This window comes from Micromonospora sp. NPDC005413, from assembly GCF_040606435.1.
Classification (GTDB): domain Bacteria; phylum Actinomycetota; class Actinomycetes; order Mycobacteriales; family Micromonosporaceae; genus Micromonospora.
Window position 1 is genome coordinate 254,498 of the sequence record NZ_JBEXEV010000001.1, and the last position, 22,836, is coordinate 277,333.

18 protein-coding genes are annotated in these 22,836 nt (G+C 68.9%); 11 read left to right on the plus strand and 7 right to left on the minus strand.

Annotation, left to right across the window (positions count from 1 at the left end):
- The first annotated feature begins 5 nt into the window (after nucleotides 1-5).
- Together ABZS37_RS01000 and ABZS37_RS01005 are read left to right on the plus strand one after the other, a co-directional pair.
- A complete protein-coding gene (locus ABZS37_RS01000) occupies nucleotides 6-1,220 on the plus strand; it encodes a low temperature requirement protein A (protein ID WP_355164736.1) in 1,215 nt (404 codons plus the stop codon).
- Nucleotides 1,221-1,979: 759 nt separating this feature from the next.
- Entirely contained in the window at nucleotides 1,980-2,636 is a 657-nt protein-coding gene (locus ABZS37_RS01005; RefSeq protein WP_355164737.1) for a DedA family protein, read from the plus strand.
- 168 nt (nucleotides 2,637-2,804) lie between these two features.
- Here ABZS37_RS01005 and ABZS37_RS01010 read toward each other — a convergent pair whose 3' ends face one another.
- From ABZS37_RS01010 to ABZS37_RS01020, 3 genes are read right to left on the minus strand one after another with little or no spacing between them, the layout of a single operon-like run.
- Nucleotides 2,805-4,307, minus strand: a complete 1,503-nt coding sequence (locus ABZS37_RS01010; protein ID WP_355164738.1) for a tripartite tricarboxylate transporter permease — start codon at nucleotides 4,305-4,307, stop codon at nucleotides 2,805-2,807.
- Nucleotides 4,307-5,029 (minus strand): tripartite tricarboxylate transporter TctB family protein, encoded by a 723-nt coding sequence (locus tag ABZS37_RS01015; protein WP_355164739.1) that lies wholly within the window; start codon nucleotides 5,027-5,029, stop codon nucleotides 4,307-4,309. The genes ABZS37_RS01010 and ABZS37_RS01015 overlap by 1 nt, the downstream gene beginning before the upstream one ends.
- 5 nt (nucleotides 5,030-5,034) lie before the next feature.
- Nucleotides 5,035-6,042 carry a tripartite tricarboxylate transporter substrate binding protein gene (locus tag ABZS37_RS01020; protein WP_355164740.1) on the minus strand — a complete coding sequence of 336 codons (1,008 nt, stop codon included), beginning with the start codon at nucleotides 6,040-6,042 and terminating at the stop codon, nucleotides 5,035-5,037.
- A gap of 99 nt (nucleotides 6,043-6,141) precedes the next feature.
- Here ABZS37_RS01020 and ABZS37_RS01025 point away from each other — a divergent pair, with 99 nt between their 5' ends.
- From ABZS37_RS01025 to ABZS37_RS01035, 3 genes are all read left to right on the plus strand, one after another.
- Entirely contained in the window at nucleotides 6,142-7,797 is a 1,656-nt protein-coding gene (locus ABZS37_RS01025; protein WP_355164741.1) for an ATP-binding protein, read from the plus strand.
- Nucleotides 7,794-8,465 (plus strand): response regulator, encoded by a 672-nt coding sequence (locus ABZS37_RS01030; protein ID WP_355164742.1) that lies wholly within the window; start codon nucleotides 7,794-7,796, stop codon nucleotides 8,463-8,465. The genes ABZS37_RS01025 and ABZS37_RS01030 overlap by 4 nt, the downstream gene beginning before the upstream one ends.
- Before the next feature lie 270 nt (nucleotides 8,466-8,735).
- Nucleotides 8,736-9,128, plus strand: a complete 393-nt coding sequence (locus ABZS37_RS01035) for a hypothetical protein (RefSeq protein WP_355164743.1) — start codon at nucleotides 8,736-8,738, stop codon at nucleotides 9,126-9,128.
- Nucleotides 9,129-9,172: 44 nt separating this feature from the next.
- Here ABZS37_RS01035 and ABZS37_RS01040 read toward each other — a convergent pair whose 3' ends face one another.
- The 4 genes from ABZS37_RS01040 to ABZS37_RS01055 form a co-directional block, all read right to left on the minus strand.
- Entirely contained in the window at nucleotides 9,173-10,210 is a 1,038-nt protein-coding gene (locus tag ABZS37_RS01040; RefSeq protein WP_355164744.1) for an acyl-CoA desaturase, read from the minus strand.
- Between the two features lie 126 nt (nucleotides 10,211-10,336).
- Nucleotides 10,337-10,570, minus strand: coding sequence for a hypothetical protein (locus ABZS37_RS01045; RefSeq protein ID WP_355164745.1), 234 nt, complete (start codon nucleotides 10,568-10,570; stop codon nucleotides 10,337-10,339).
- Nucleotides 10,551-11,387, minus strand: coding sequence for a TrmB family transcriptional regulator (locus tag ABZS37_RS01050; RefSeq protein WP_355164746.1), 837 nt, complete (start codon nucleotides 11,385-11,387; stop codon nucleotides 10,551-10,553). The genes ABZS37_RS01045 and ABZS37_RS01050 overlap by 20 nt, the downstream gene beginning before the upstream one ends.
- A gap of 176 nt (nucleotides 11,388-11,563) precedes the next feature.
- Nucleotides 11,564-12,442: a hypothetical protein gene (locus ABZS37_RS01055; RefSeq protein ID WP_355164747.1), complete on the minus strand. Its 879-nt coding sequence runs from the start codon at nucleotides 12,440-12,442 to the stop codon at nucleotides 11,564-11,566.
- Nucleotides 12,443-12,683: 241 nt separating this feature from the next.
- Between ABZS37_RS01055 and ABZS37_RS01060 the strand changes: the two genes are divergently transcribed.
- The 6 genes from ABZS37_RS01060 to ABZS37_RS01085 all read left to right on the plus strand — a co-directional run bounded on the left by ABZS37_RS01060 (nucleotide 12,684) and on the right by ABZS37_RS01085 (nucleotide 22,709).
- Entirely contained in the window at nucleotides 12,684-16,670 is a 3,987-nt protein-coding gene (locus ABZS37_RS01060) for a S8 family serine peptidase (RefSeq protein ID WP_355164748.1), read from the plus strand.
- Nucleotides 16,671-17,078: 408 nt separating this feature from the next.
- The gene (locus tag ABZS37_RS01065) at nucleotides 17,079-17,885 is read left to right on the plus strand and encodes a HAMP domain-containing sensor histidine kinase (protein ID WP_355164749.1); all 807 of its coding nucleotides are present in this window, start codon (nucleotides 17,079-17,081) and stop codon (nucleotides 17,883-17,885) included.
- Complete coding sequence (locus tag ABZS37_RS01070; RefSeq protein WP_355164750.1) at nucleotides 17,882-18,634, plus strand: response regulator transcription factor; 753 nt, start codon at nucleotides 17,882-17,884, stop codon at nucleotides 18,632-18,634. Before ABZS37_RS01065 ends, ABZS37_RS01070 begins: the two co-directional genes overlap by 4 nt.
- A 117-nt stretch (nucleotides 18,635-18,751) precedes the next feature.
- Entirely contained in the window at nucleotides 18,752-19,816 is a 1,065-nt protein-coding gene (locus ABZS37_RS01075; protein WP_355164751.1) for an ABC transporter substrate-binding protein, read from the plus strand.
- Nucleotides 19,813-21,567: an iron ABC transporter permease gene (locus ABZS37_RS01080; protein WP_355164752.1), complete on the plus strand. Its 1,755-nt coding sequence runs from the start codon at nucleotides 19,813-19,815 to the stop codon at nucleotides 21,565-21,567. Before ABZS37_RS01075 ends, ABZS37_RS01080 begins: the two co-directional genes overlap by 4 nt.
- Nucleotides 21,567-22,709: an ABC transporter ATP-binding protein gene (locus ABZS37_RS01085; RefSeq protein ID WP_355164753.1), complete on the plus strand. Its 1,143-nt coding sequence runs from the start codon at nucleotides 21,567-21,569 to the stop codon at nucleotides 22,707-22,709. The genes ABZS37_RS01080 and ABZS37_RS01085 overlap by 1 nt, the downstream gene beginning before the upstream one ends.
- Nucleotides 22,710-22,836: the final 127 nt, after the last annotated feature.

The window sequence follows — 22,836 nt, forward strand, 5'->3', positions numbered from 1 at the left end:
GGCCGGTGACGACGAACAGAGCGGCCAATCTGCTGCGCGGGCGTGAGAGTCCGCAGCGGCCGACCTTCCTGGAACTGTTCTTCGATCTCGTGTACGTCTTCGCGCTCACCCGGATCGTGCACGAGTTGGTGCTGGACTACACCAGGGGTCACGTCGCCGATACCTTGACCACTTCCCTGGCGGAGAACGGCGAGACTCTGCTGCTGCTATTGGCCGTCTGGTGGATCTGGACCCAGACGGCATGGATGACCAGCAGATTCGACCCGTTCCAGCCGGAGATCCAGTTCGTTGTCCTCGCGACGATGCTCGGGAGTCTGTTCCTGGCGGTCGCGATATCCGGGGCTCTCGCCGAGACCGGCCTGCTCTTCGCGAGCACGTATGTCGCGATCCAAATGGGCCGCACCCTCTTCTTCGTAGTTACCTTGCGGGGTCACGATCTGCGCCGCGTCAACATGCTGTCGTTCGTCTGGTTCGGCGCGTCGGCCGTGCCGTGGCTCACCGGAGCCTTCGCGCCAGAGTTGACGCGCAATTCGCTGTGGACACTGGCCCTGGCGATCGACTACCTGGGGGGCAGACTCGGCTGGCCGGTACCGCGGCTGGGCCGCTCGCGGGTGTCCCCGTGGGCGGTCGCGGGCGAGCACCTGGCCGAACGCTACTGGCAGCTCGTCATCGTCGCGCTTGGTGAGACGATCCTGACCTCCGGTTCGAGTCTTCTACGCGGTCCGATCGTGGATGAACGAACATTGGCCCTTACCTTGTCGTTCCTCACCACGGTGTTGCTGTGGCGGATCTACTTCTATCGAGCCGGCCAGATCTTGGGTGAGGCCATCGCGGCATCCGCCGACCCCGGCCGGCTCGGTCGGTCGGCCGAGCTCTGTCACCTGCTCATGGTGTCCGGCATCCTCGTCACCTCAGCCGGTTCCGAACTCGTCTTGATAGATCCGTCCGGACACGCCAAACCCGCGTGGGTCGGCGCCATCCTCGGAGGGCCCGCGCTCTACCTCGCCGGGCGCTCGCTATTCGAGCACGTGGCCTTCGCCCGCGTATCCCGGCCACGGCCGATCGGGATCCTCGCCCTCGCGGCCTTAGCGCCGGTGATGGTCGGCCTGCCGCCGCTCATTGTCGCTGCGGCAGCTGCCGCCGTCCTGCTCGGCGTCGCCTTCTCGGACGCGATCCGAGCCCACGGACGTCCACTGGAGCAGGCCTCACCGCCACACTGACGCGTACCCGTTCAGGGCTGGGTGCCAACTGCGATCGAGGGCGCGGAGGAGCTGTTGCGGTGCGACCAGATCCTCAGCGAGGGACCGGGGGAGCACTCGGACGTCGACTATCGACAGTCCTGCGCGTTCGCCCAGGCCATGCGAGGTGCGGACCTGGCTTGGCGGCGGGAACTGGCCGGCGAGACCGTGGCTGACGTCCGGGCCAACGTCGAGCACGGGCATCCCGAAGCCCCGGCCAACATCCGGGCCCGGATCGCGGATCTGCGTCAGGACGTTGCTTCCCGCTCGGGAAATGGGAGATCAACCAGCATTGTCCAGCCCACTTGGACACAAGCGGCCACGCCGGCACCGGTGCGGCGTGGAGCAATGGTCCTCGCCGAGAGGCCGGCGGCTGTCGACCACGGTGTAAAGACGGGGATCATCCGCGCGCGGATGACCCGCTGTGAAAGGCTTTGCCTCGGCCTGTGCCGTTCCCCCGAAGCGGTCCCGTGCATCGGGGAGCCGATGTGGGGGCGATGCCACGAAGCGGCTCATTACTGTGGCGTCCGCGCAGTCGCGCGCAGGGCCGAAAGTCGGCTCCGTTCCCTAGGTAGGGTGATTGACGTTGGCAGCAGGTCGCGCTGGTGCGGCGCAAGTCACGGTGGCCCGGGTTGACGGTTATTGCGTCCTGGCGTCCCGCCTGGTCCCGCGCGTGCTCGGCGCGCTGCCGGCGATCCGCCGGCGGCCAATGGCCGTCGCACCGGCACCGGTACGGCTGCCGTGACCAGGCTGGCAGACTGGCTGCTGGCCCTGCACGGCGTCGGCGTCTATCTGCTGGTCGGGTTGCTTGTCTTCGCGGAAGACGCGCTGTTCATTGGGTTCCTGCTCCCCGGGGAAACAGCTGCCATTCTCGGCGGCGTCGCCGCCAGCCGCGGCCACGTCGCCCTCTTGCCCATGATCGCCGTGGTCGTCGGTGCCGCGATCCTTGGCGACAGCGCCGGATACGAAGTCGGCCGCCATCTCGGCCCGCGGCTGCTGAGCACCCGCCCCCTGCGACGCCGCGAACAGCGGATAGACGCCGCGCGCGATCTCCTCGCCCGCCGCGGCGGCACGGCCGTCTTCCTTGGCCGCTTCGTCGCGTTCCTCCGCGCGGTCATGCCCGCCCTGGCCGGTGCCGCCCACATGCCCTACCGCACATTTCTGGCCTTCAACGCCGCCGGTGGCCTGGTCTCAGGGATCGGCACGGTGGTACTCGGTTATCTTGCCGGGAACTCGTACAGCACCATTGAGAAGACCTTCGGCCGGGCCACCGCCCTGATCATCCTCGCGATCGCGGTCGTCGCCGTCATCACCTGGTGGATTCGCCGCCACACCGCCCAGCGACACTCGGCCAGCGCACCTCCAGAACCTGGCGGCCGAGCGCACGACACCGATTGAAGGAATGCCCTGGTCCGCGGGGCTGAGGACAGCGCCCGGGCCAACCCCGTCGCCAGGTCGCGATCTCCTCGGCCGCATCACGGCCTCGCGCCAACTGCCGGACGCTGTCCGCACGCCCAGCCCTGTCAGCTCACGGCGGACACCCTCGAGGTCGTGTTCCCAGCCCGGTCATCCGGTCACCAGCCTTTCCCGAAGCGGTCGTACGAGGAACCGGCCGATCAGCGGCCAGAGCAGCACCACCAGCACGGTGGCGTAGATCAGCCAGGACACCCAGCCACCGAGCAGACCGGAGAGGTCGCCACCGGCCAGCTGCAGCGCCCGCCGGCCCTGCAACTCGGCACGTGGACCGAGGATCACCCCGACGATCAGCGGCAGGATCGGCAGCCCGAAACGGCGCATCCCGAACCCGAGCAGGCCGAGGGTGAGCAACAGGAACAGGTCGAACGGCTGGGCGTTGACCGCGTACGCGCCCATCGAGGCGAAGAAGACGATCCCGGCGTAGAGGTACGGCCGTGGAACGCGCAGCAGCCGGGCCCAGACGGGCGCGAGGGGCAGGTTGAGCACGAGCAGCAGCAGGTTGCCGACGAAGAGGCTGGCGATCAGGGTCCAGACCAGGCTGGACTCCCGCTCGAAGAGCAGCGGACCGGGCTGGATGCCGTACTGCTGGAAGGCGGCCAGCATCACCGCGGCCGTGGCGTTGGTCGGCAGGCCGATCGCCAGCATGGGCACCAGCGTCCCGGCGGCGGAGGCGTTGTTGGCCGCCTCCGGCCCCGCGACACCCTCGATGGCGCCCTTGCCGAACTCCTCCGGGTGCTTCGTCAGCCTCTTCTCGGTGGCATACGACAGGAAGGTCGGGATCTCCGCCCCGCCCGCCGGCAGCGCTCCGAACGGGAACCCGTACGCGGTGCCGCGCAGCCAGGGCTTCCAGGACCGCTTCCAGTCCTGCCGGCCCATCCAGGGACGGCCCACCGGGATCACCTCGGCGGCCTTGCGCCGCAGGTGCGCGGCGATCCAGAGCGCCTCGCCGACGGCGAAGATGCCCACCGCGACCACCACCACGTCGATGCCGTCGGCGAGTTGCGGGATACCGAAGGTGAGCCTCTGCTGGCCGGTCTGGTCGATCCCGATCACACCGATGACCAGGCCGATCAGCAGCGAGGCGAAGCCGCGCACCCGGGATGCGCCGAGCACCGCTGTCACCGCCACGAACGAGAGCAGCATCAGCGCGAAGTAGTCCGGCGCGCCCAGACTGATCGCGAACGCCACCACCGGCGGGGTGACCAGGACCAGCAGCAGGGTGGCGATGGTGCCGGCGACGAAGGAGCCGATCGCAGCGGTGGCCAGCGCCTGCGCGGCTCGACCCGCCTTCGCCATCTTGTTGCCCTCGATAGCGGTCACCACGGAGGACGACTCGCCGGGGGTGTTCAGCAGGATCGACGTGGTTGAGCCGCCGTACATGCCGCCGTAGAAGATGCCGGCGAACATGATGAACGCCTGCGTCGGCTCCATCCCATAGGTGACCGGCAGCAGCAGCGCGACCGTCATTGCCGGGCCGATGCCGGGCAGCACGCCGACGGCGGTGCCGATGGTCACGCCGAGCAGCGCGATCAGCAGGTTCATCGGGGTCAGCACATTGGCGAACCCGTCGAGCAGGTGGCCGAAATTTTCCATCAGAGGATTCCTTGCAGGACGCCGGCGGGCAGGTTGACACCCAGCCCGATGGCGAACGTGTAGAAGGTGATCAGCGACAGCGCGACGGCGATCAGCAGGTTGCGGATGTGGTGCCGGCTGCCCAGTGCGAACGCCGACCCCCAGAACAGCAGGGTGCCGCTGATCACCCAGCCGAGCCGGTCGATCAGCACCGCGTTGACCAGGAAGGCGCCGATGAGCAGGAGAACCGTCCGCCAGTCGATCGGGCTGCTCAGGTCGACGTCCTCGCCGGCCTCCGGCTCACCTGCGCCGCCGCGGGCCACGTCCACCGCGTAGATCGCGGCGACCACGAGCAGCAGTACGCCGAGCAGGATCGGCACCGGCTTCGGCCCGATCGGATCGGCACTGCTGATCGCGTGCCCGATTCGGATCGCGTCGACGATGACCAGTACGCCGACGACAGCGAGGAATGCGCAGACGCCGTACTGCGCCCGGTCCGGCTTCGCCGTCCGGGCCGCGCCGTCGAGGGCGTCCGCACCCGGCGGCCGGTCGTCGGCGGCTGGTGGCCGCGCCTCCGGGGGCAGGTCCGGCGTACGCGCCGTGGCGGTCTCCGTCGTGGGGGACGCCGGATCGGCAGCCCTCGCGGTCTGCTGTGCCGGGATCGGCGGTACGACGGAAGCGGTCGCCCCCGGCGCCGCCGGGCGGGGCGGCGGGTCTCCGCCCCGGTCCGGTCGGGTCGCCATGCCGGTCACGCCAGCCCGAGCTGCTTGAGCAGGTCGGCCACGGACGTGTCCTGGTCGGTGAGGAAGGTGGCGAAGGCGTCACCGGTCACGAAGGCGTCGCTCCAGCCCCGCTTGGCGAGCTCGGCCTGCCACTCGGCGGACTCGTGCATCTTCGTCAGCGCGTCGATCCACATCTTCTTGTCGCCGTCACTGATGCCGGGCGGGGCGACGATGCCCCGCCAGTTCGTGAAGACCAGGTCGATTCCGGACGCCTTGAGGGTCGGCACCTCCTTGAGCGCCTCGATCGGCTGCTCGCTGGTCACCGCGAGGACGCGGAGCTGGCCCGCCTCGACCTGGTCGAGGAACTCGCCGAAGCCGCTGGCGCCGAAGGCCACCTTGCCGCCGAGCACCGCCGGCAGCAGTTCGCCGCCGCCGTCGTACGAGACGAAGTTGACCTGGCGCGGGTCGATGCCGACCGTCTTGGCGAGCTGCATGGGCAGCAGGTGGTCCGGGCCGCCCGGCGAGGAGCCGCCGCCGACGGCAATCTTCTTCGGGTCCTTCTTCCAGGCGACGACCAGATCGCCGATCGTCTTGTACGGCGAATCCTTCGGCACCACGATGGCGCCGGCTTCCTCGATCATTTTGGCCAGCGGGGTCGTCTGGGTGAGCGTCGCGGACGACTTGGAGGTATAGGAGGCGCCGACGACGCCCAACCCCATCTGCATGGCGAGCTTGCCGTTGCCCTTCTCGTTGACCATCCGCTGGAGGCCAACGGTGCCGCCTGCGCCGGGCAGGTTGAACACCTGCACGCCGGTGGCAATCTTCGCGTCCTCCATCACCTTGGCGGCGGTGCGGGCCGTGGTGTCGTACCCGCCGCCGGGGGTGTTCGGCACCATGATCCGCAGGCCGGCGACGGGCTTTCCGTCGTCGCCGGACCCGCTCTCGTCCTGCCCGGCGGTGGCGCCGCAGGCGCCCAGCGCCAGCGCCGTCGCGGCGGCGACGCCCATGACCAGCACGTTTCTCCGAGTTGCCATCATGTTTCTCTTCCGTTTCGTAGGAGTCCAGCGGCAAGATGATGGCCCCCCGGCCGACTCCGTGTCTGCCTTCTGTCACCAGCGGAAATTGAGGTCTTTGTGGTCGCGATCACGTCCCGCCGCCGCACCCTGGCCGGGCAGTTGCTGGTCCTCCAGCTCGCGATCATCGTCGTGGTGCTGCTGGCCGTGGCCGCCGTGTCCCTGGCTCAGTCGGCCGCGACCTTCAACCGGGTGGAGGGCCGGCGCGTCGCCGCCCTCGGCGAGCAGCTCGCCGGCAACCCGCTGCTGCGCGACCGCCTCACCCAGCCTGCCCCGGCGGAGACGATCGCGCCGCTGGTGCAGAACGTGCTGACCCAGGCCGGCGTGACCACGGTCAGCGTCGCCGACGCCCGCGGCCGGGTGGTCAGCTCCACCAACCCCACCCTGGTGGGCACCGCGGTAGTGCTGGGCGATCCCGAAGTAGCCGACGGCCGGAGCTGGTTCGGCGAGCTGAAGGTCGACGGGTCGCGGGAACTGGTGGCCCAGGTTCCGGTGCTCGACGACCGCAAGGAAAACCTCGGCCAATACCTGGGTGCCGTGATGATCGGTGAGGCCTCGCCGACCTGGTCACAGCGCATAGTCGGCGCTTCCTCGTACCTCCTCACCTATCTCGGCATCGCCAGCGCGCTCGGGGTGGTCGGATCCTGGCTGCTGGCCCGGCGGATCAAGCGGCAGACCCTGGGCCTGGAGCCGCGGGAGATCGCCGGGTTGGCGGAGCACCGAGAGGCGCTGCTGCACGGCATCGCCGAGGGCGTCATCGCGCTGGATCCGCAACTGCGGGTCACCCTGGTGAACGCCGTCGGGCGGCGGCTGCTCGACCTGCCCGAGCACTGCCTCGGGCTCAGCCTCGCCGACCTGCGCATCTCCGGCCGGCTGCGGGACGTGCTGGCCGGCACCGACGACGCTCCGGAAGCCCGCGACGAGGTCGTCGTCCGTGCCGGCAGGGTGCTGGTCATGAACAGAATGACAGTCAACAAGGACGGTCGTTCGCTCGGTTCGGTGACCACACTGCGGGACCGCACCGAGCTGGCCCGGCTGGAACGGGAGATCGGGTCATTCCGCAGCACCGCGGAGCTGCTCCGCGCGCAGACCCACGAGTTCGCCAATCAGTTGCACACCATCTCCGGGCTGATCCAGATTGGCGAGCACGACGAGGTGGTCCGGTACGTGGACGCGCTGAGCCGGCACCGGGCGTCGCTGGACCTGACCGTGACCAGCCGGATCCACGACACCGCGATCGCCGCGCTGCTGATGGCGAAGTCCGCGGTGGCCGCCGAGCGTCGGGTGGAGCTGCGGGTCTCCGAACGGACCAGCCTGGACCGGATGAAGCCGGAGATCACCGCGGACGTCGCCACGGTGCTGGGCAACCTGGTCGACAACGCTGTGGATGCCGTCGCCGACGGCCGGGACGCCGACGGCACCGCCGCCGTCGACGAACCTGCCTGGGTGGAGGTTGAGCTGCGCCAGGACGCCTCGTCCGTGGAGATCATCGTCCGGGACTCGGGGCCGGGGATCGCCCCGGAGCTGGCCCAGGAAGTCTTCACCCAAGGCTTCACCACAAAGGCCGCGCAGGATGGCGAGCGCGGCATCGGGCTGGCGCTCACTCGGCTGGTCTGCAACCGGCGCGGCGGGGAGATCGCGGTGACGAACACCAAGGAGGGCGCGATGTTCACCGCACGGATGTCGGTGGTCACCATGCTGGAGGGAGTTCGATGATCGACGTCCTGGTCGTCGACGACGACTTCATGGTGGCCCGGATCCACCGGGGGTTCGTCGAGCGGATGGACGGCTTCCGGGTCGTCGGCACCGCGGGCACCGGCGAGCAGGCCGTCGCCGCGGTCGACGAGTTCCGGCCCGACCTGGTGCTTCTCGACCTCTACCTGCCGGACATGTTCGGCCTCGACGTCGTGACCCGGCTGCGCGCCGCCCGGCACGACTGCGACATTCTGGTGATCAGTGCCGCCCGGGAGGCCGAGACGGTCCGCCGGGCGGTCCGCTACGGCGCGGTCAACTATCTGCTCAAGCCGTTCGGGTTCGACGAGCTACGCACCCGGCTGGAGCAGTACGCAGCGCGGCGAAGCTGGCTTCGTGCGGCGGTGGTCAGCGAACAGTCCGACGTCGACCGGGTGCTGTCCCGCGGCGGCTCGCACGTCACCCCCGCCATGCCCCGGGGTCTCAGCACCGAGACCGCGGAGCTGGTGGAACGTGCGCTCCGGCAGAACTCCGGCAGCCTCTCGGCAGCCGAATGCGCGAACCAGGTGGGAATCTCGCGGGTCAGCGCCCGGCGCTACCTGGAGCATTTCTCGAGTACCGCACGGGCCGGGGTGACCCTGCGCTACGGCGCGGCCGGCCGGCCGGAACGCCGCTACAGCTGGGTCGGCTGACGGCTGACGGCTGCCGCGGGCGTGCCGGCGGACTGGGTCTGTCTCACGGGTTGCCCGCGGTCCAGTTCCGCATCGAGACATCCGGGATGGCTGCGCCGGATCGCCCGCCGGAGTCATCGATGAGCACCAGCCGCGCGTTGATCTGAGGCGATCGTGGCCGGCCCGGCTTCTAGCCCTCTGCGGGGAGAAACCGCTGGTAGCGACGTCGCCGCCGCCGGGTCGTCTGCCCGATGAGCGGGTGTCGGTGCCGCATCTGTCACCATGGGCCGAGTGCGGCGAGATCCGACCTGGCCACCGACCAGCGTACTGGCGGGCGCCGACGTGATGCTCGTAGGCCTGTTCTCGGCAAAGGACAAGGAGTTCGGCGCAAAGCTCGACCTGCTGGCGGCTTCGGTGCAGGCACATGGTGGGCGGGTAGTGAGCCGGCAGGTCCAGCGGCGGGGCGTCTCGCACGGCGGTGCAGCCAGGATGACTGAGTCGTTCTCGCGGCGGACGCTGCTCAGCCCCGGCAGAGCGCGCGAAATCGCGCAAGCGTGCCGGGCCGCGGAGGTCGGCGTTGCGGTCTTCGTCAATCGGCTCACGGAACATCAGCGAGCTGTCCTGGGCGGCATGTTCGGGTGCCTCGTGATCAGCGGCGAGGACCTCCTCACCCCCGGCCGGTGAGCGCCCGCACATGCCGCGATCCGCGCGCCCACCCTGGCGGGCGGTCACTCGCTGCCGGGGCGGGTCGATCCGGTGCCGATTGCCCGCAGGTGTGCCAGCCCCTGCGTCCAGGACTGAATGAGGGTGGTTTCGTGGTAGGTGATGCCGTGTTCGGTGCAGAACTGGCGGATCAGTGGCTGGGCGTGGCGCAGGTTCGGTCGCGGCATGCTGGGAAAGAGGTGGTGTTCGATCTGATAGTTGAGCCCACCGAGTAGTGCGTCGAGGAGCGGGCCGCCGCGCACGTTGCGGGAGGTGAGGACCTGCCGGCGTAGGTAGTCGAGATCGTCGGCCTCGGTGAGGATGGGCATGCCCTTGTGGTTCGGGGCGAAGGAGCTGCCCAGGTAGAGGCCGAAGAGGGCCTGGTTGACCAGGATGAACACGATCGCCTGCGGGACGCTCAGGACCAGGAACACGGCCCCGAGGTAGCCGGCGAAATGCAGGATGAGCAGGCCGGCCTCCGCTCGTCGACGCCTGAGCCCGCCGCGGCTGACGACGGCCCGGACGCTGGCGGCGTGCAGATGCAGACCTTCCGCCAGCAGCAGCGGAAAGAACAGTGCCGCCTGGTGCCGGACGAACAGCGCCCGCAGGCCGCGCTGCGCCGCAGCCTGACTCGGGGTGAAGGACAGCGGAGCCACCACGATGTCGGGGTCGCGGCCTTCGGTGTTCGGATGCGCGTGGTGGCGGTTGTGCTTGTCGACCCACCACCCGTAACTGATCCCGGTCACCAGGTTGGCGCACACCAGGCCGACCACGTCGTTCGCCCGGCGGGAACGGAAAATCTGCCGATGCCCCGCGTCGTGACCGAGAAACGCCAACTGCCCGAGGAGCACCGCGACGCCGGCTGCGGTAGCCATCTGCCACCACGACGAGCCGAGCCGGACGAACACCACACCCATAAACCCGAGACAACCGAGCACCAGCGTCACCCGCGTGGCGTAGTGGCGGGGCTGGCGGTCGAGGAGGTTCGCATTTCGGACCAGGCGGGACAGGTCGGCGTACTCACTGCCCCGGTCACTGCGGGCACCAAGATCCGTATCACTCACTGTCGCTACTCTCTGTAACCGCGCCCATTGGCACGCGAAGCTCCGCCGTGACCGGGAAGGCGCGCGTTCGTCCGTGGTGCCGCAGACAACGAACAGGCGACCTGCCGCTGTTGGTCCCAGTCTTCCTCACAGCCGCACGTCGCGGAAGAAAACGGCGGCTCGCGGCGACCCGTCACAAACCCGCAGCGGGAAGCGCAGCTGGCCCGAGTTCGAACCGCTGACGATCCGTCCGCAGGGCTGGCAGCCCAAGGGCCACCCGGCCCGCCCGCCCGCCACCAGAGGATTCACGAGATCGTCCGGGGCGAGGATCGCCACCATGGGGCGCAGCCCTCTGGCGTCTTCACGGTTGCTGCTGCTCACCATCGGTCTCGTCCCGTACGCCGAGTGGTATCCCGAGGTTGCGTTGCTCGCGGAAGGCGGCTTGGACGCCTGCCTGGAACCGAGTGTCCGCGCCGAGCCTCGCCATCAGCGCGGCGATATGACGCTGTGTCGTCCGGTAGCCGATTGCGAGATGCCGGGCGATGGCCTCATCGGTGATGCCGGAGAGCAGGAGGGCGATGAGTCTGTCCTCGGAGACGGCAGGACGCCGCGGCCCAGGCAGCGCCTTCACAGTCGGAAGACGCAATGGTACGGCCCGTTGCCACAGTCCTTCGAACAGCTTGCCGAGCGCGTCGAGCAGCGCCGAGGCGTGTACCACGATCACGGCCTCGCAGCCGGCGGATTCACGCTGCAACGGCAGCACGGCCAGCCGGCCGTCGACGATGCACAGCTTCATCGGAAGGTTCGGCAACACCCGTGCCTGTTGCCCGGCGCGGATCAGCTGCTCGATCTCGGGCAGCACCCCGGTCTGTTCAATCGCGGCCCGGTTGTAGATGCACTGCAAGGTGACACCCGCTGCGAGCAGATCGAGGTCGGTCGTGCCGGTGCCGTCCGGGTCGAGATACGGAGGTGTGTCCAGGCACAGAATCTCCTGTCGCGCGTAGCGCCGCACCTGGGCGAGACGCTGGCGGACGGCGCGGTGCCCGATGACGACCTCGACGACGTCTGCCGTCGCGGCTTTGGCTCGCGCTTCTCGATATGCCGTCGCCAGCCGCTGGGCGAACTCCTCGGCCAGGTCGAGATCCACCTCTCTCTCGACCAGCACGCTGGCGGCAATCTTCTCCGGAGCGGTCGCCACGTATCGCTCTGGCGGTCCGGGCACAACGGTGATCAGTCCGGCGGCCGCAAGTCGAGCGAGCACCGTGGGGAGGGGTTCGCCGCCTGACCAGACTCCGGCGAGAGCGGCCAGGGTCGCTGACGGCCGATCGACGATCAACTCGTACGCCGCCTCCTCGCCTGGACTCATCAATCGGCTCACGGCGCCGGTGCGTCCTCAGGAGTGAGCCAGCCTCGCTGCACGGCCTGGTAACCGGCCTGGAATCGGGTGGCGGCGTCCAGCCGCCGGAGCAGGGCGCTGAGATGACGCCGGACGGTCCGCAGGTGCCAGCCGAGATGGTCGGCGGTGGCCTGGTCGGTCAGTCCCGCCATGAGCAGCGACAACAGCGCCCGCTCCGGACCGGAGGGGGCGTCCTCGTTCGGTAGTTGCTTGTCGTCGAGGCCGACGCCCACGCCGAACGGGACAGCGCGGTCCCAGTACATCTCGAACAGCGCGGACAGCGCGGACAGCAGGGTGGAGTCGCGGACGAGCAGCGCGCACTTGATGTCCGCCGGGTGCGTACGCAGCGGCACCATCGCCAGCGGCTGATCGCTCAGCAGGAGCTTCATCGGCACAGCGGTGATCCGTGCCTGTTCGCCGGCGGCGATGGCCTGGGACAGGTGGGCCAGGCGACCGGGTACAGCGACCGCCTGTCGGTCGTAGATTGCCCGCCAGCGAACCCCTCGGCTCAACTGTTCGAGTTCGGTCGGATTGCATTCCAGCGGGTCCTGGGCGTAGGGCGCTGTGTCGAAGACCCGTACCTCATGGCGGGCCCCCTGGATCAGATCCTCGGATGCCTGGAACCCAGCATCGGAGCCGTGGATCAGCTCAACGAGATGGGAGGGGTCGGTGTCGCTGCGGGCTCTGCCCTGGAACCGGGCGGCGAGGACGGCGAGGCGCTGCCGGTCCTCATGTAGCCACCGCCGGCGCTCGGCGAGCAAGGGGTCGAGCGCGATGTCGGGCGGGACGACCGCCCACCCGGCGGGCTCCTCCGCGCTGAGCCGCACGATCAGGCCTGCGGCCTCCAAGCGGGACATGGAGGCCGGGTCGCCGTTGCCAGTGGTCTCCGTCGCCCCGGCAACCACCAACGATTCATACCAGGACTGATCCACATCGGACAATCCGAGGATACGGAGCGGTCGATGATCTTCTCGCATCGTTCGGCCATGTTATGCCATCTTCGCGCCACTGGCGAGAAGCTGGTCCACGCGGCACTTCCCCGCAGATCGACCGGCTGAGAGATTCACGGCAGGAGATCATCAGCGGAAGGATCCCTCAATGACGACATCGAGGTGGGCCCGATGGCCTGCTCAACGACGACACGCCGCACTCGGCCTGGCCGTCGTGACCGCCCTGGCCACAGTCGCCGTTCCGTCGGCCGCGGCCGGTAAGCCCGACCAGACCGCCGGCACCGCGGTCCCGCCGGCCGGCACCACGACCGTGTCCTCCGACGGCCTGCGCGCCACGATCACTCTGATCACCGGCGACAAGGTGTCCTACACCGAGACACCGGACGGCCGAACAACCGCCACGCTCTCCAGCGTGCGTCCGGGGACCACCCCGGTCTACGACAGCTACGGGGACGAGAGCGGCTTCTACGTCATCCCGCGCAGCGCCACATCGCTGGTCAACACCGGTGTGCTCGACCGAGGGCTGTTCGATGTGAAGTACCTGGCGCACAACGGGTACGCCGACGACGAGAGCACGACCATTCCCGTCATCACCAGCTACCAGTCGAACGCCGCACGGAGCGCGGCGGCCGGGGGACTGGGGTTGGCCGGCGCCAGCGGGCGGATCGACCTGCCCAGTGTCTCCGGTGAGGGCCTCACCGTCGACAAGGACCGGGCCGCCGCCTTCTGGTCGACGGTGACCACGGGCACGACGCCCGGTGCGCGCACCCACACCGTTGTGCCGGCCCCCGCCAACGGCCTGCGCCGGATGTGGCTGGACCGCAAGGTCGAGGTGAACCTCGACGAGAGCGTCGCGATGGTCGGCGCCCCCGAGGCGTGGGCCGCCGGCTTCGACGGCTCCGGAGTCAAGGTGGCGGTCCTGGACACCGGGATCGACGTCAACCACCCTGACCTCAAGGGCAAGGTGGTTGGCTCGCAGAGCTTCGTACCCGGCGCGTCGGCCCTGGTCGACGGGCACGGGCACGGCACCCACGTGGCCTCGACGATCGCCGGAACCGGCGCCGCCTCGGGTGGCCGTTACAAGGGCGTCGCCCCGGGCGCCCAGCTGCTCGTCGGAAAGGTGCTCTCCGACCAGGGTCAGGGAAACATGTCGTGGGCGATCGACGCGATGGAATGGGCCGCCACGAATGGCGCCCGGGTGGTGAGCATGAGCCTGGGCGCCCAGGCGACCGATGGCACCGACCCGGCCAGCCAGGCGGTCAACCGGCTCACCGCCACGACCGGCGCGCTCTTCGTCATCGCGGCCGGCAACGACGGCCCGGGCAAGAACACCGTCGCCTCCCCGGGCACCGCGGACGCTGCACTCACCGTCGCCGCGGTGACCAAGGACGACCAACTGGCCAGCTTCTCCAGCCGCGGCCCACGAACCACCGACCGGGCGCTCAAGCCGGACATCTCGGCGCCCGGCGTGGACATCGTCGCGGCCCGGGCCAGCGGCACGTCGATGGGCCGGCCGGTGGATGAGCGCTACACCGCCGCCAACGGCACCTCGATGGCGACCCCGCACGTGGCCGGCGCCGCGGCGATCATCGCCCAACAGCACAAGGACTGGACTGCCAGCCAGCTCAAGCCGACCCTGATGAGCACCGCCAAGGACGACGGATTCACGGCCTACGAGCAGGGCGCGGGCCGGCTCGACGTGGCCCGCGCGGTACGCCAGCCGGTCCACAGCACGACCCCGAACCTGGACTTCCGCAACGGCTCCCCGAACGACAAGCCGAAGACCAGCAAAGAGATCAGCTACACCAACCCCACCGGTCAGCCCGTGACGCTGAAGTTGACCTCGAACCTGCGCCGCGTCGGCGGACAGGCCGCACCCGGCGACGCCCTGACCGCCGACCCCAGCGTCTCCGTACCAGCCGGTGGCACCGCCACCGTCACGGTCACGGCCGACCTGACCGTCCTGGAGGACGGCACCTACACCGGGTCGGTCGTGGCCACCGACGACGGGACCGGAACCCGGCTCACCACACCGGTCGGGCTGGTCCGGCAGCCGCCGCTGCGCACGATCGACATCCGTATCGTCGGCCGCCCGGGGGAACCTCTCGCCCAAGGCAGTAAGTCCTGCTGGTTCCAGCAACTGGACGACAATGGCGACGGGGACAGTTACCTCGTCGCCCTGAGCCGCAGCTGGGACGGGCCCAACGTCACCGCGGGCAGCGCCCGGATCCCCGAGGGGCGCTACAGCCTCGAGTGCGACGACAGTTGGACGGCAAAGAACAGCATCGCCGCCAATGTGGCCCTCTTCGACCCGGAGGTCACGATCACCCGTGACACCGTGTTCAAGTGGGACCTGGCCACTGACGTCGTGCCGATCAACGACGTCGTCACCCCACTGCCCACAGAGACCGTGATGCACATGATGGGACACACCCGCACCGCCGCGAGCGGCCGGACGTCCTACAGCGCGACGATCGCGGGCAGCGCCTACGGCATGAAGTTCTACGTGTCTCCCACCTCGAAGCGCGTCACCGTCGGCACGTACAAGTTCTTCTTCGAACAGCTCCGGGCGGCACCGGAGGCGGTCACCACCGTGCAGGGCAGGGGCAGTGTGCAGGTGCGGCCCATCTACCTGGCCGACTACGATTTCGTGCCCAAGTTCGCCACCGACCAGCGCCTGCGGCTCATGACGGAGGCGGACTTGCGAGCCGGCCGGGACGTACGCGGCAAGCTCGTGGTGATCGAGAGCGACCCCTGGGTCGCCATCGATGAGGAGGTGGACCTCGCGACCCGGGCCGGCGCGGCCGGTGTGCTCAACCACGTGGTGGGTGACAGCCCGGTCGGCTCCGGCAGCACGCCGTTCCTGGACACGGCCGCGGTGAAGATTCCCGTGCTCTGGCTGGACGGGGCACAGTGGTCGAAGGTCGCGAAGGTGCTCCAGGGTGCCAGCCGCCCCTCCGTCACCATCCGCAGCCAGCTCGTCAGCCCGTACGAATACAAGCTGCGGTTCTACGAGAACGGCCGGATTCCGCGGAAGTTCGACTACCGCGTCAGCTCCCGGACCCTCGCCGTGCGGCAGACCGAATACCACGCGCAGTTCGCGCCGGTGCCCCTCCAGCCGAATGCCTACGAGGTGAACCACACCTTTGCGCCGGAGGACAAGTTCAGCATCAACTACGCCCACCACTTCGACGCGCCGACCAGCCGGACCGAGTACTACAGCGTCACCGGGCGGGACATCCGGTGGAGCCGGGACTACGTGGTGTACAACCGCAACGACGAGGCCGCCCCGGAGCGCTCCATCCAGACCGTCAACGGCTTCAGCATTCCCTCCTCCGAGTCGGAGACCATCAACCAGGGGCCCACTGTGCTCGGGACGGTCACCCCCGGCGCTGAGTGGAAGCCGAACATGGTGGCCAGCCTCTGCATGGTCTGCCGCGAGGGTGACGACCTGTACGTGTACCTGGGAGGCACGGTCCCCGTCAACGATCCCGAGAAGTGGGTTGTCTCGGACGGCAGCGTGAGCTACTCGCTGAAGCGCGACGGCGTCGAGATCCCTCCCGCCGCCGGTGGGGTCGACCTCCCGCACTACGCCCTCGGTGCGGACCCGGCCACGTACACGCTGCACACCGCCTACGAGGACCAGTACAGCGGGCAGAAGTACGGCAAGAAAATCAACACCGACTGGACTTTCGGGTCGAGGCGCGTCGAGGCGGGCAACGTCGGCATCCCTTACCAGTGCCCGTCCACCTACCTCGGCAGCAAGGGAGCCTGCGGCTGGCAACCGCTGATCCAGCTCAACTACGACCTCGATCTGGCCCTGGACGACACCGCCCGGGCGGGGCGGCCGTATGCCTTCACGGTGACGCCGCAGCAGCCCCAACCGACCGGAGCGCCGGCCATCGCCGGGCTCAAGCTCTCCGTCTCGTACGACGACGGCGCGCACTGGACGCCGGCCCGGGTTTCGCGTGGGCGTGACGGCGTGTACCGGGTCCAGGTCACGCACCCGTCGCTGAGTCGTACCACTGGTGCGGTCTCCATCCAGGCAGAAGCGTGGGACACCGCAGGCAACCGGGTGGTTCAACAGATCGACCGCGCCTACGGGCTCTCCGCCGGTAGCCCTTCCCACCGTTAGCAGGGACAGCCAGGCGAACTGACCAGGGAGATTGCCGGGATGGTCTAACGAGACGACACGACCCATAGGCCCACGGTGCGCGCTGAGATCAGCTTCAGCGCGCACCGTTTGCGTTTGCGAGTGGTAGGTCAGCCGAAGGCCGAGCTGGCGGTAGACCTCGGCCTTGTCGCGGGGTCGGCATCCCGGAGCACGGTGACGATGTCCCCGAGGGCCCGGACCAGCGTGGCGATCTCTGCGTGGCTCATCCGGCATGGGGGCACGGGCCCGCCCGGGCCGTTGCCCGGGGCAAGCTAATCTAAATCCACAGGTCACTCGGCTGTCACACCGTCCCCACATCCGCCACCTCCCTGCCGGACCGCGACCGGGTTCGGCGTAACACCGTGCAGGGGTATCTGAGGAGGGCCGAGCATGGGCACCGCTTGGGTGACGGCAGTGGCCTTCGTGGTCGGCGGCGTCGTCGGCGCCTCGATCATGGCGCTGAGCGTGCGCCGGACGGCCGCCGCGAGGAGCAACGAGCTGGCGCAGCTCGAGCAGTTGGTGGAGCGGCGGGCGGAGCAGGTGACCGCGCTGAGCCATGAGCTGCGGACCCCGTTGAGCATGATCAAGGGGGCGGTCGATCTGTTGCGGGAGGGCAGCCCAGGACCGCTCACAGCTGCGCAGGCCCGCTTCCTGCAGGTCCTGGATCAGCAGTGCACGCAGGTCATCGGGCTGTGCGAGAGCCTACTGATCCAGGCCAAGATCGAAGCCGGGTTGTTCACGCCACACCTGGAGAGGGTGGACGTGTCGGTGGTGGTGCGCGAGGTGGTGACCGCAATGCGACCGTTGTGTGTGCAGCGGCAGCAACGCATCAGCCTCGACATGCCACAGGTGATGCCGCGCATCCGGGCGGATCCGATGCTGCTGACCCAGGCGCTGACCAACCTGCTGTCGAACGCGAGCCGGTTCACCACGACCGGCGGGAATCTCGACGTACGGGTCATGCTGATCGACAATGGTGTGGCGGTGTACGTGACCGACGACGGCGCGGGCATGAGTCAGGCGGAGCGGCAACGCCTGTTCCACCGCTTCGCCACGGGTCGACCGTTGGCCGACGGCACCGGGCTCGGCCTGGTGATCACGAAGACCATCGTGGAACTGCACGGAGGCGAAATCATGGTGCACACGGCGTCGACCCGGGGGACCACCATCCTCCTGACCCTGCCGGACCGGTCGTGACGGGCACCGGCGAGCAGCCCGGGGGTGGGCCTACCGCGCTGGTGGTCGACGACGAGCCGCAGATGACGATCATCGTGGAGTTCGCTCTGCAGACCCAGGGCTTCACCGTCCTCACCGCCCACGACGGCGCTACCGCCCTGCATCTGCTGCGGACGCACGCGGTGGACCTCGTGGTGTTGGACGTGATGATGCCGACGATGGACGGGCTGACCCTGTGTCAGCGGATTCGGGCGCGCTCGGAGGCCCCCATCATGTTCCTCACTGCGATGTCCCAGCGTGACGATGTCATCACTGGGCTGGAGCACGGTGCCGACGACTACGTCACCAAACCGTTCCACCCGCGGGAGGTGGCGCTGCGTGCGCAGGCGTTGGTGCGCCGCCGCCGTGGCACGGGCGCCGCCATCCGGGTCGGGGCACTGGTCATCGAACCGGCCGCCCAGACCGCGACGTTGGCACAGCATCGGCTCGACCTGCCGTTCACGGAGTTCAAGCTGCTGCACCACCTCGCGGTTCGCCGGGGCGTGCCGCAGTCGTGGCAGGACCTGCTGCGGGAGGTCTGGGGCACCACGGACCTGATCGGGGGGCGCGACGTCGTGAAGTCCGCGGTGTATCGGTTGCGGTCGCGGCTCGCCGGCCTACCAGGCGGATCAGCGTACGTGTGCACGCTGCGCGGAGTCGGCTATCTGATGCCCGAGATGGCTACGGAATCTCCCACCGGGGGAAATGCGTCCTCCGCGCCGACTTGGTGACGGCGGCGTCACCAGCACTCACATCGCTGTCACCAGAGCGTCGTTCACGCGCCCTTAACGTGGCCGTCACATCGCACACATCGATTCTGGCGGCTTCAGCAAGGGAGACACATCGTGATGACGAACAGAGCACGGGGAAACCGCACGCTGCTGGCGGCTGCGCTGGCGGCCTCGGTGCTGCTGGGCGCGGCCGGCTGCGCCCGCGAGGGTGGTGGCGAGGCCAGCAAGGACTCCGGCGTGGCGCACGTGGTCTGCGGAGCCACCGAGGAATGGTGTGCCGCGACCACGAAGAAGTTCACCGAGTCGACCGGCGTGAAGGCCGACTTCGTGCGGCTCTCCAGCGGCGAGGCGCTGGCGCGCATCAAGGCCGGCAAGGGCAACGCCGAGTTCGACGTCTGGTACGGCGGGCCCGCCGACGGATACGCCTCCGCCGGCGACGAGGGGCTCCTGGAGCCCTACGTCTCCCCGAACGCCAGTGTCATCCCGGACAAGTACAAGGACCCGCAGGGCACCTGGACCGGCGTTTACGTCGGCGCCCTGGGCTTCTGCAGCAACAGCAAGCTGCTGGCGGAGCGGAGCCTGGAGGTTCCCGACTCGTGGACGGACCTGCTCGACCGGAAACTCGCGAAGGACATCGGCATCGCGCACCCGTCGACGTCGGGCACCGCGTACACGGCGCTCTGGACGCAGGTGCAGTTGGCCGGCAGCGACGAGACCAAGGCGTTGGACTACATGCGCAAGCTGCACCCGAACGTGCTGCAGTACACCAAGTCGGGTTCGGCCCCCGGTCAGATGACGGCCCGCGGTGAGGTCGCGGTCGGGATCATCTTCGCGCACGACTGCGTGGCCACGATGGAGGCGGGCTTCCCCGACCTGAAGGTGAGCTTCCCGACCGAGGGCACCGGGTACGAGACCGGCGGTGTCGCCCTGGTGAAGAACGCCAAGAACCCGACCAGCGCCCGCAAGTTCGTCGACTGGGCCCTCACCACTGAGGCGCAGGAGGTCGGCCCGAGCGTCAAGGCGTACCAGTTCCCGACGAACCCGAACGCGAAGGTCTCGGAGAAGGTCGTCCCGCTCGCCGGCATCAAGATGGTGGAGTACGACGCGGTGGTGGCTGGTAAGGCGAAGTCGGCGCTCAACAAGCGGTTCGACACCGAGGTCGCGCAGGCGCCGAAGTCATGACCATGTTGTTGTCCGATCCAGGGGTGGGCGCTCCCACCCCACCCGAGGTGATCGCGCCCCGACGGCGGCGCCGTCGGCTCGGCGCGGGGCTGCGGGTCCTGGTCGGGATCTGTGCGGCGGTGGTGGTGCTCGGTGCGGCGGTCCCGCTCGTGGCGGTGCTGGCCACTGCCTTCGCGCCGGACGCGCTGCCCCGGTACGTCGAGTTCTTCACCTCCTCCGTCGACCTGGGCATCCTGCGTAACACGTTGGTGCTCGGGGCGCTGGTCGGGTTCTTCGGCACCGCCCTGGGGTTCCTGTTCGCGTTCGTCCAGGCCCGACTGGACGTGCCAGGTAAGAAGATCCTGCACATCATCGCCCTGATGCCGATCGTCAGCCCACCGTTCGCGGTGGCCACCGCCACTGTGGTGCTGTACGGACGGCGCGGTGTGATCAGCAACGGCGTGTTCGGGCTGGAGTACGACATCTACGGCCTCGACGGCCTGGTGATCGTGCTGTCACTGTCGCTGTTCCCGGTGGCGTACCTGGGCCTGCTCGGCATGATGCGGGGCCTGGATCCGGCACTGGAGGAGGCGGCGATGAACATGGGCGCCAGCCGCTGGCAGATCATGCGCCGGGTGATCCTGCCGCTGCTGGCCCCCGGGCTCGTCGCCCCGTTCCTGCTGCTGTTCGTGGAGGCCATCGCCGACCTTGCCAATCCGCTGGTGCTCGGTGGTGACTACACGGTGCTGGCCAGCCGCGCCTACCTGGCGGTCACCGGTGAGTACGACACCACCAGCGCCGCCGTCTACTGCGTGATCCTGCTGGTGCCGTCCCTGGCCATGTACTTCGGCCAGCGGTGGTGGCTCAACCGCAAGGTGCGCACCACCATCACCGGTCGACCGTCAGGTTCCGTGCATCTGGTCACCGGCTGGAGTCGGTGGCCGGTGTACGCCCTGGCGCTGTTCGCCGCCGCGATCATCGTGAGCATCTACAGCACGGTCATCATCGGCTCGGTGACCAAGGTGTTCGGCGTGGACAACACGCTCACCTTGGAGTACCTCAAGGAGGTGCTGGCCGGGGTGGGAGTGGAGGCGGTCCTCGACACGTTGACCTTCGCGGTCATCGCCACTCCGATCGCCGCCATCCTCGGTCTGGTCATCGCCTGGCTGGTGGTTCGCCACCTGCGCCGTACCGCCTGGTTGCTTGACCTCGGCGGCACGTTGGGTGTCGCCGTGCCGGGCACCGTGCTGGGCATCGGTTTCGTCCTCGCCTACCGGCCCGAGCGGTACATCGGCGACTACCTGGTGTTCCCCAGCCTGGTGGGCGGCAGCGCCGTCTTCGCTGGCGCGATGGCCATCGTCGTGGCGTACGTGATCCGTAGCGTGCCGGCGGGGCAGCGGACGGCGGTCGGTGCGCTGACCCAGTTGCATCCGCAGATCGAGCAGGCGTCGACCGACCTCGGGGCCAACTCGCTGCAGACGTTCCGTTGGGTGACCCTGCCGTTGATCAAGCCGGCCCTGCTCACCGGGCTCAGCTACAGCTTCGCCCGCAGCATGACCTCCGTGTCGACGATCGTGCTGCTGGTCACCCCCGAAACGAAGATCATCACTTCGCAGGTGCTCAGCGCCGCGAGCACCGGCCGGTACGGGGTGGCATTCGCCTACTGCACGGTGCTGACCGCGCTTGTCCTGGTCGCCTTCGCGATCATCCGACTGCTCGTCGGCGGGGGCGTCGCACTGCACCGCACCGCCAAGTCTGAAAGGTCCAAATGATGACCGTCGCCGCGCCCGCCGAGGCCGCTGCGCTCGCACTCGCCGGACGTGGTGAGGCCAGCACCGGACGCCTGCAACTCGAGGCTCTGACCAAGCGTTTCCGGAGCCGTACCGGGGACGTCACCGCAGTCGACAGCGTCTCGCTCGACGTCCTGCCGGGGGAGTTCATCACCCTGCTGGGCCCGTCGGGCTGCGGCAAGACCACCACGCTGCGCATGGTGGCGGGTTTCGAGGATGCCACGAGCGGGAGCATCCTGCTCGACGGCAAGGCCATCGACGACATGCCGCCGCAGCGTCGACCGATGGCGATGGTGTTCCAGAGCTACGCCCTGTTCCCCCACATGACCGTGGCGGAGAACATCTCGTACGGCCTGCGGCTGCAACGGCGGAGCAAGGCCGACATCGCCGAGGGCATGCGGATGGCGGTGACCAGCATGAACCTCGTCGGCCTGGAGAACCGCAGCCCGCACGAGCTCTCCGGCGGCCAGCAGCAGCGGGTCGCGTTGGCCCGGGCACTGGTGGTGCAGCCGAAGGTGCTGTTGTTCGACGAGCCGCTGTCGAACCTGGACGCGAAGCTGCGCGACGCCATGCGGGCCGAGATCCGTCGCATCCAGAAGATGTTCGGGATCACCAGCATCTACGTCACCCACGACCAGGACGAAGCGATGAGCATGTCCGACCGGATCGTGGTGATGAACAAGGGCAAGGTCGAGCAGGTGGCGACGCCCGGCGAGATCTACGCCCGCCCGGCCAGTGTCTTCGTGGCGGACTTCATCGGTCGGGCCAACTTCATCGAGACGGTGCCGGAGAGCATCGCCGACGGTAAGGCGACGGTGACGGTGCTCGGCCGGCGGCTGAGCGTGCCCGCCCACTCGACGGTGACGGCCGGATCGGTGGACGCGTACCTCATGGTCCGTCCTGAGACGGTGATGTTGTCCCCGGTCACCGACGGTGGGACCGGCATGGGCGTGGTGCTGCGGTCGACGTTCCACGGACCGAGCATCGACTACGAGGTGGAGACGACCGGCGGCACCGTCACGGTGACCGAGTCGGGCAAGGACTCCCGGGAAGCGCTGGCCGAGGGCACCCACGTGGACGTGGCCATCGCTGCGGACCGGGCGTACCTGCTCAACCGGGAATGAGCCTGTAGCGGCCCGCCGGCCTTCCTCATGGTCGGCGGGCCGTCACCGCTCACGTCGTCGCCGAGCGATTCCCTCAAGCGGCCGGATGCCTGACCGGGAGTGTGGCATTCGGCAGAGCAGTTTGGGG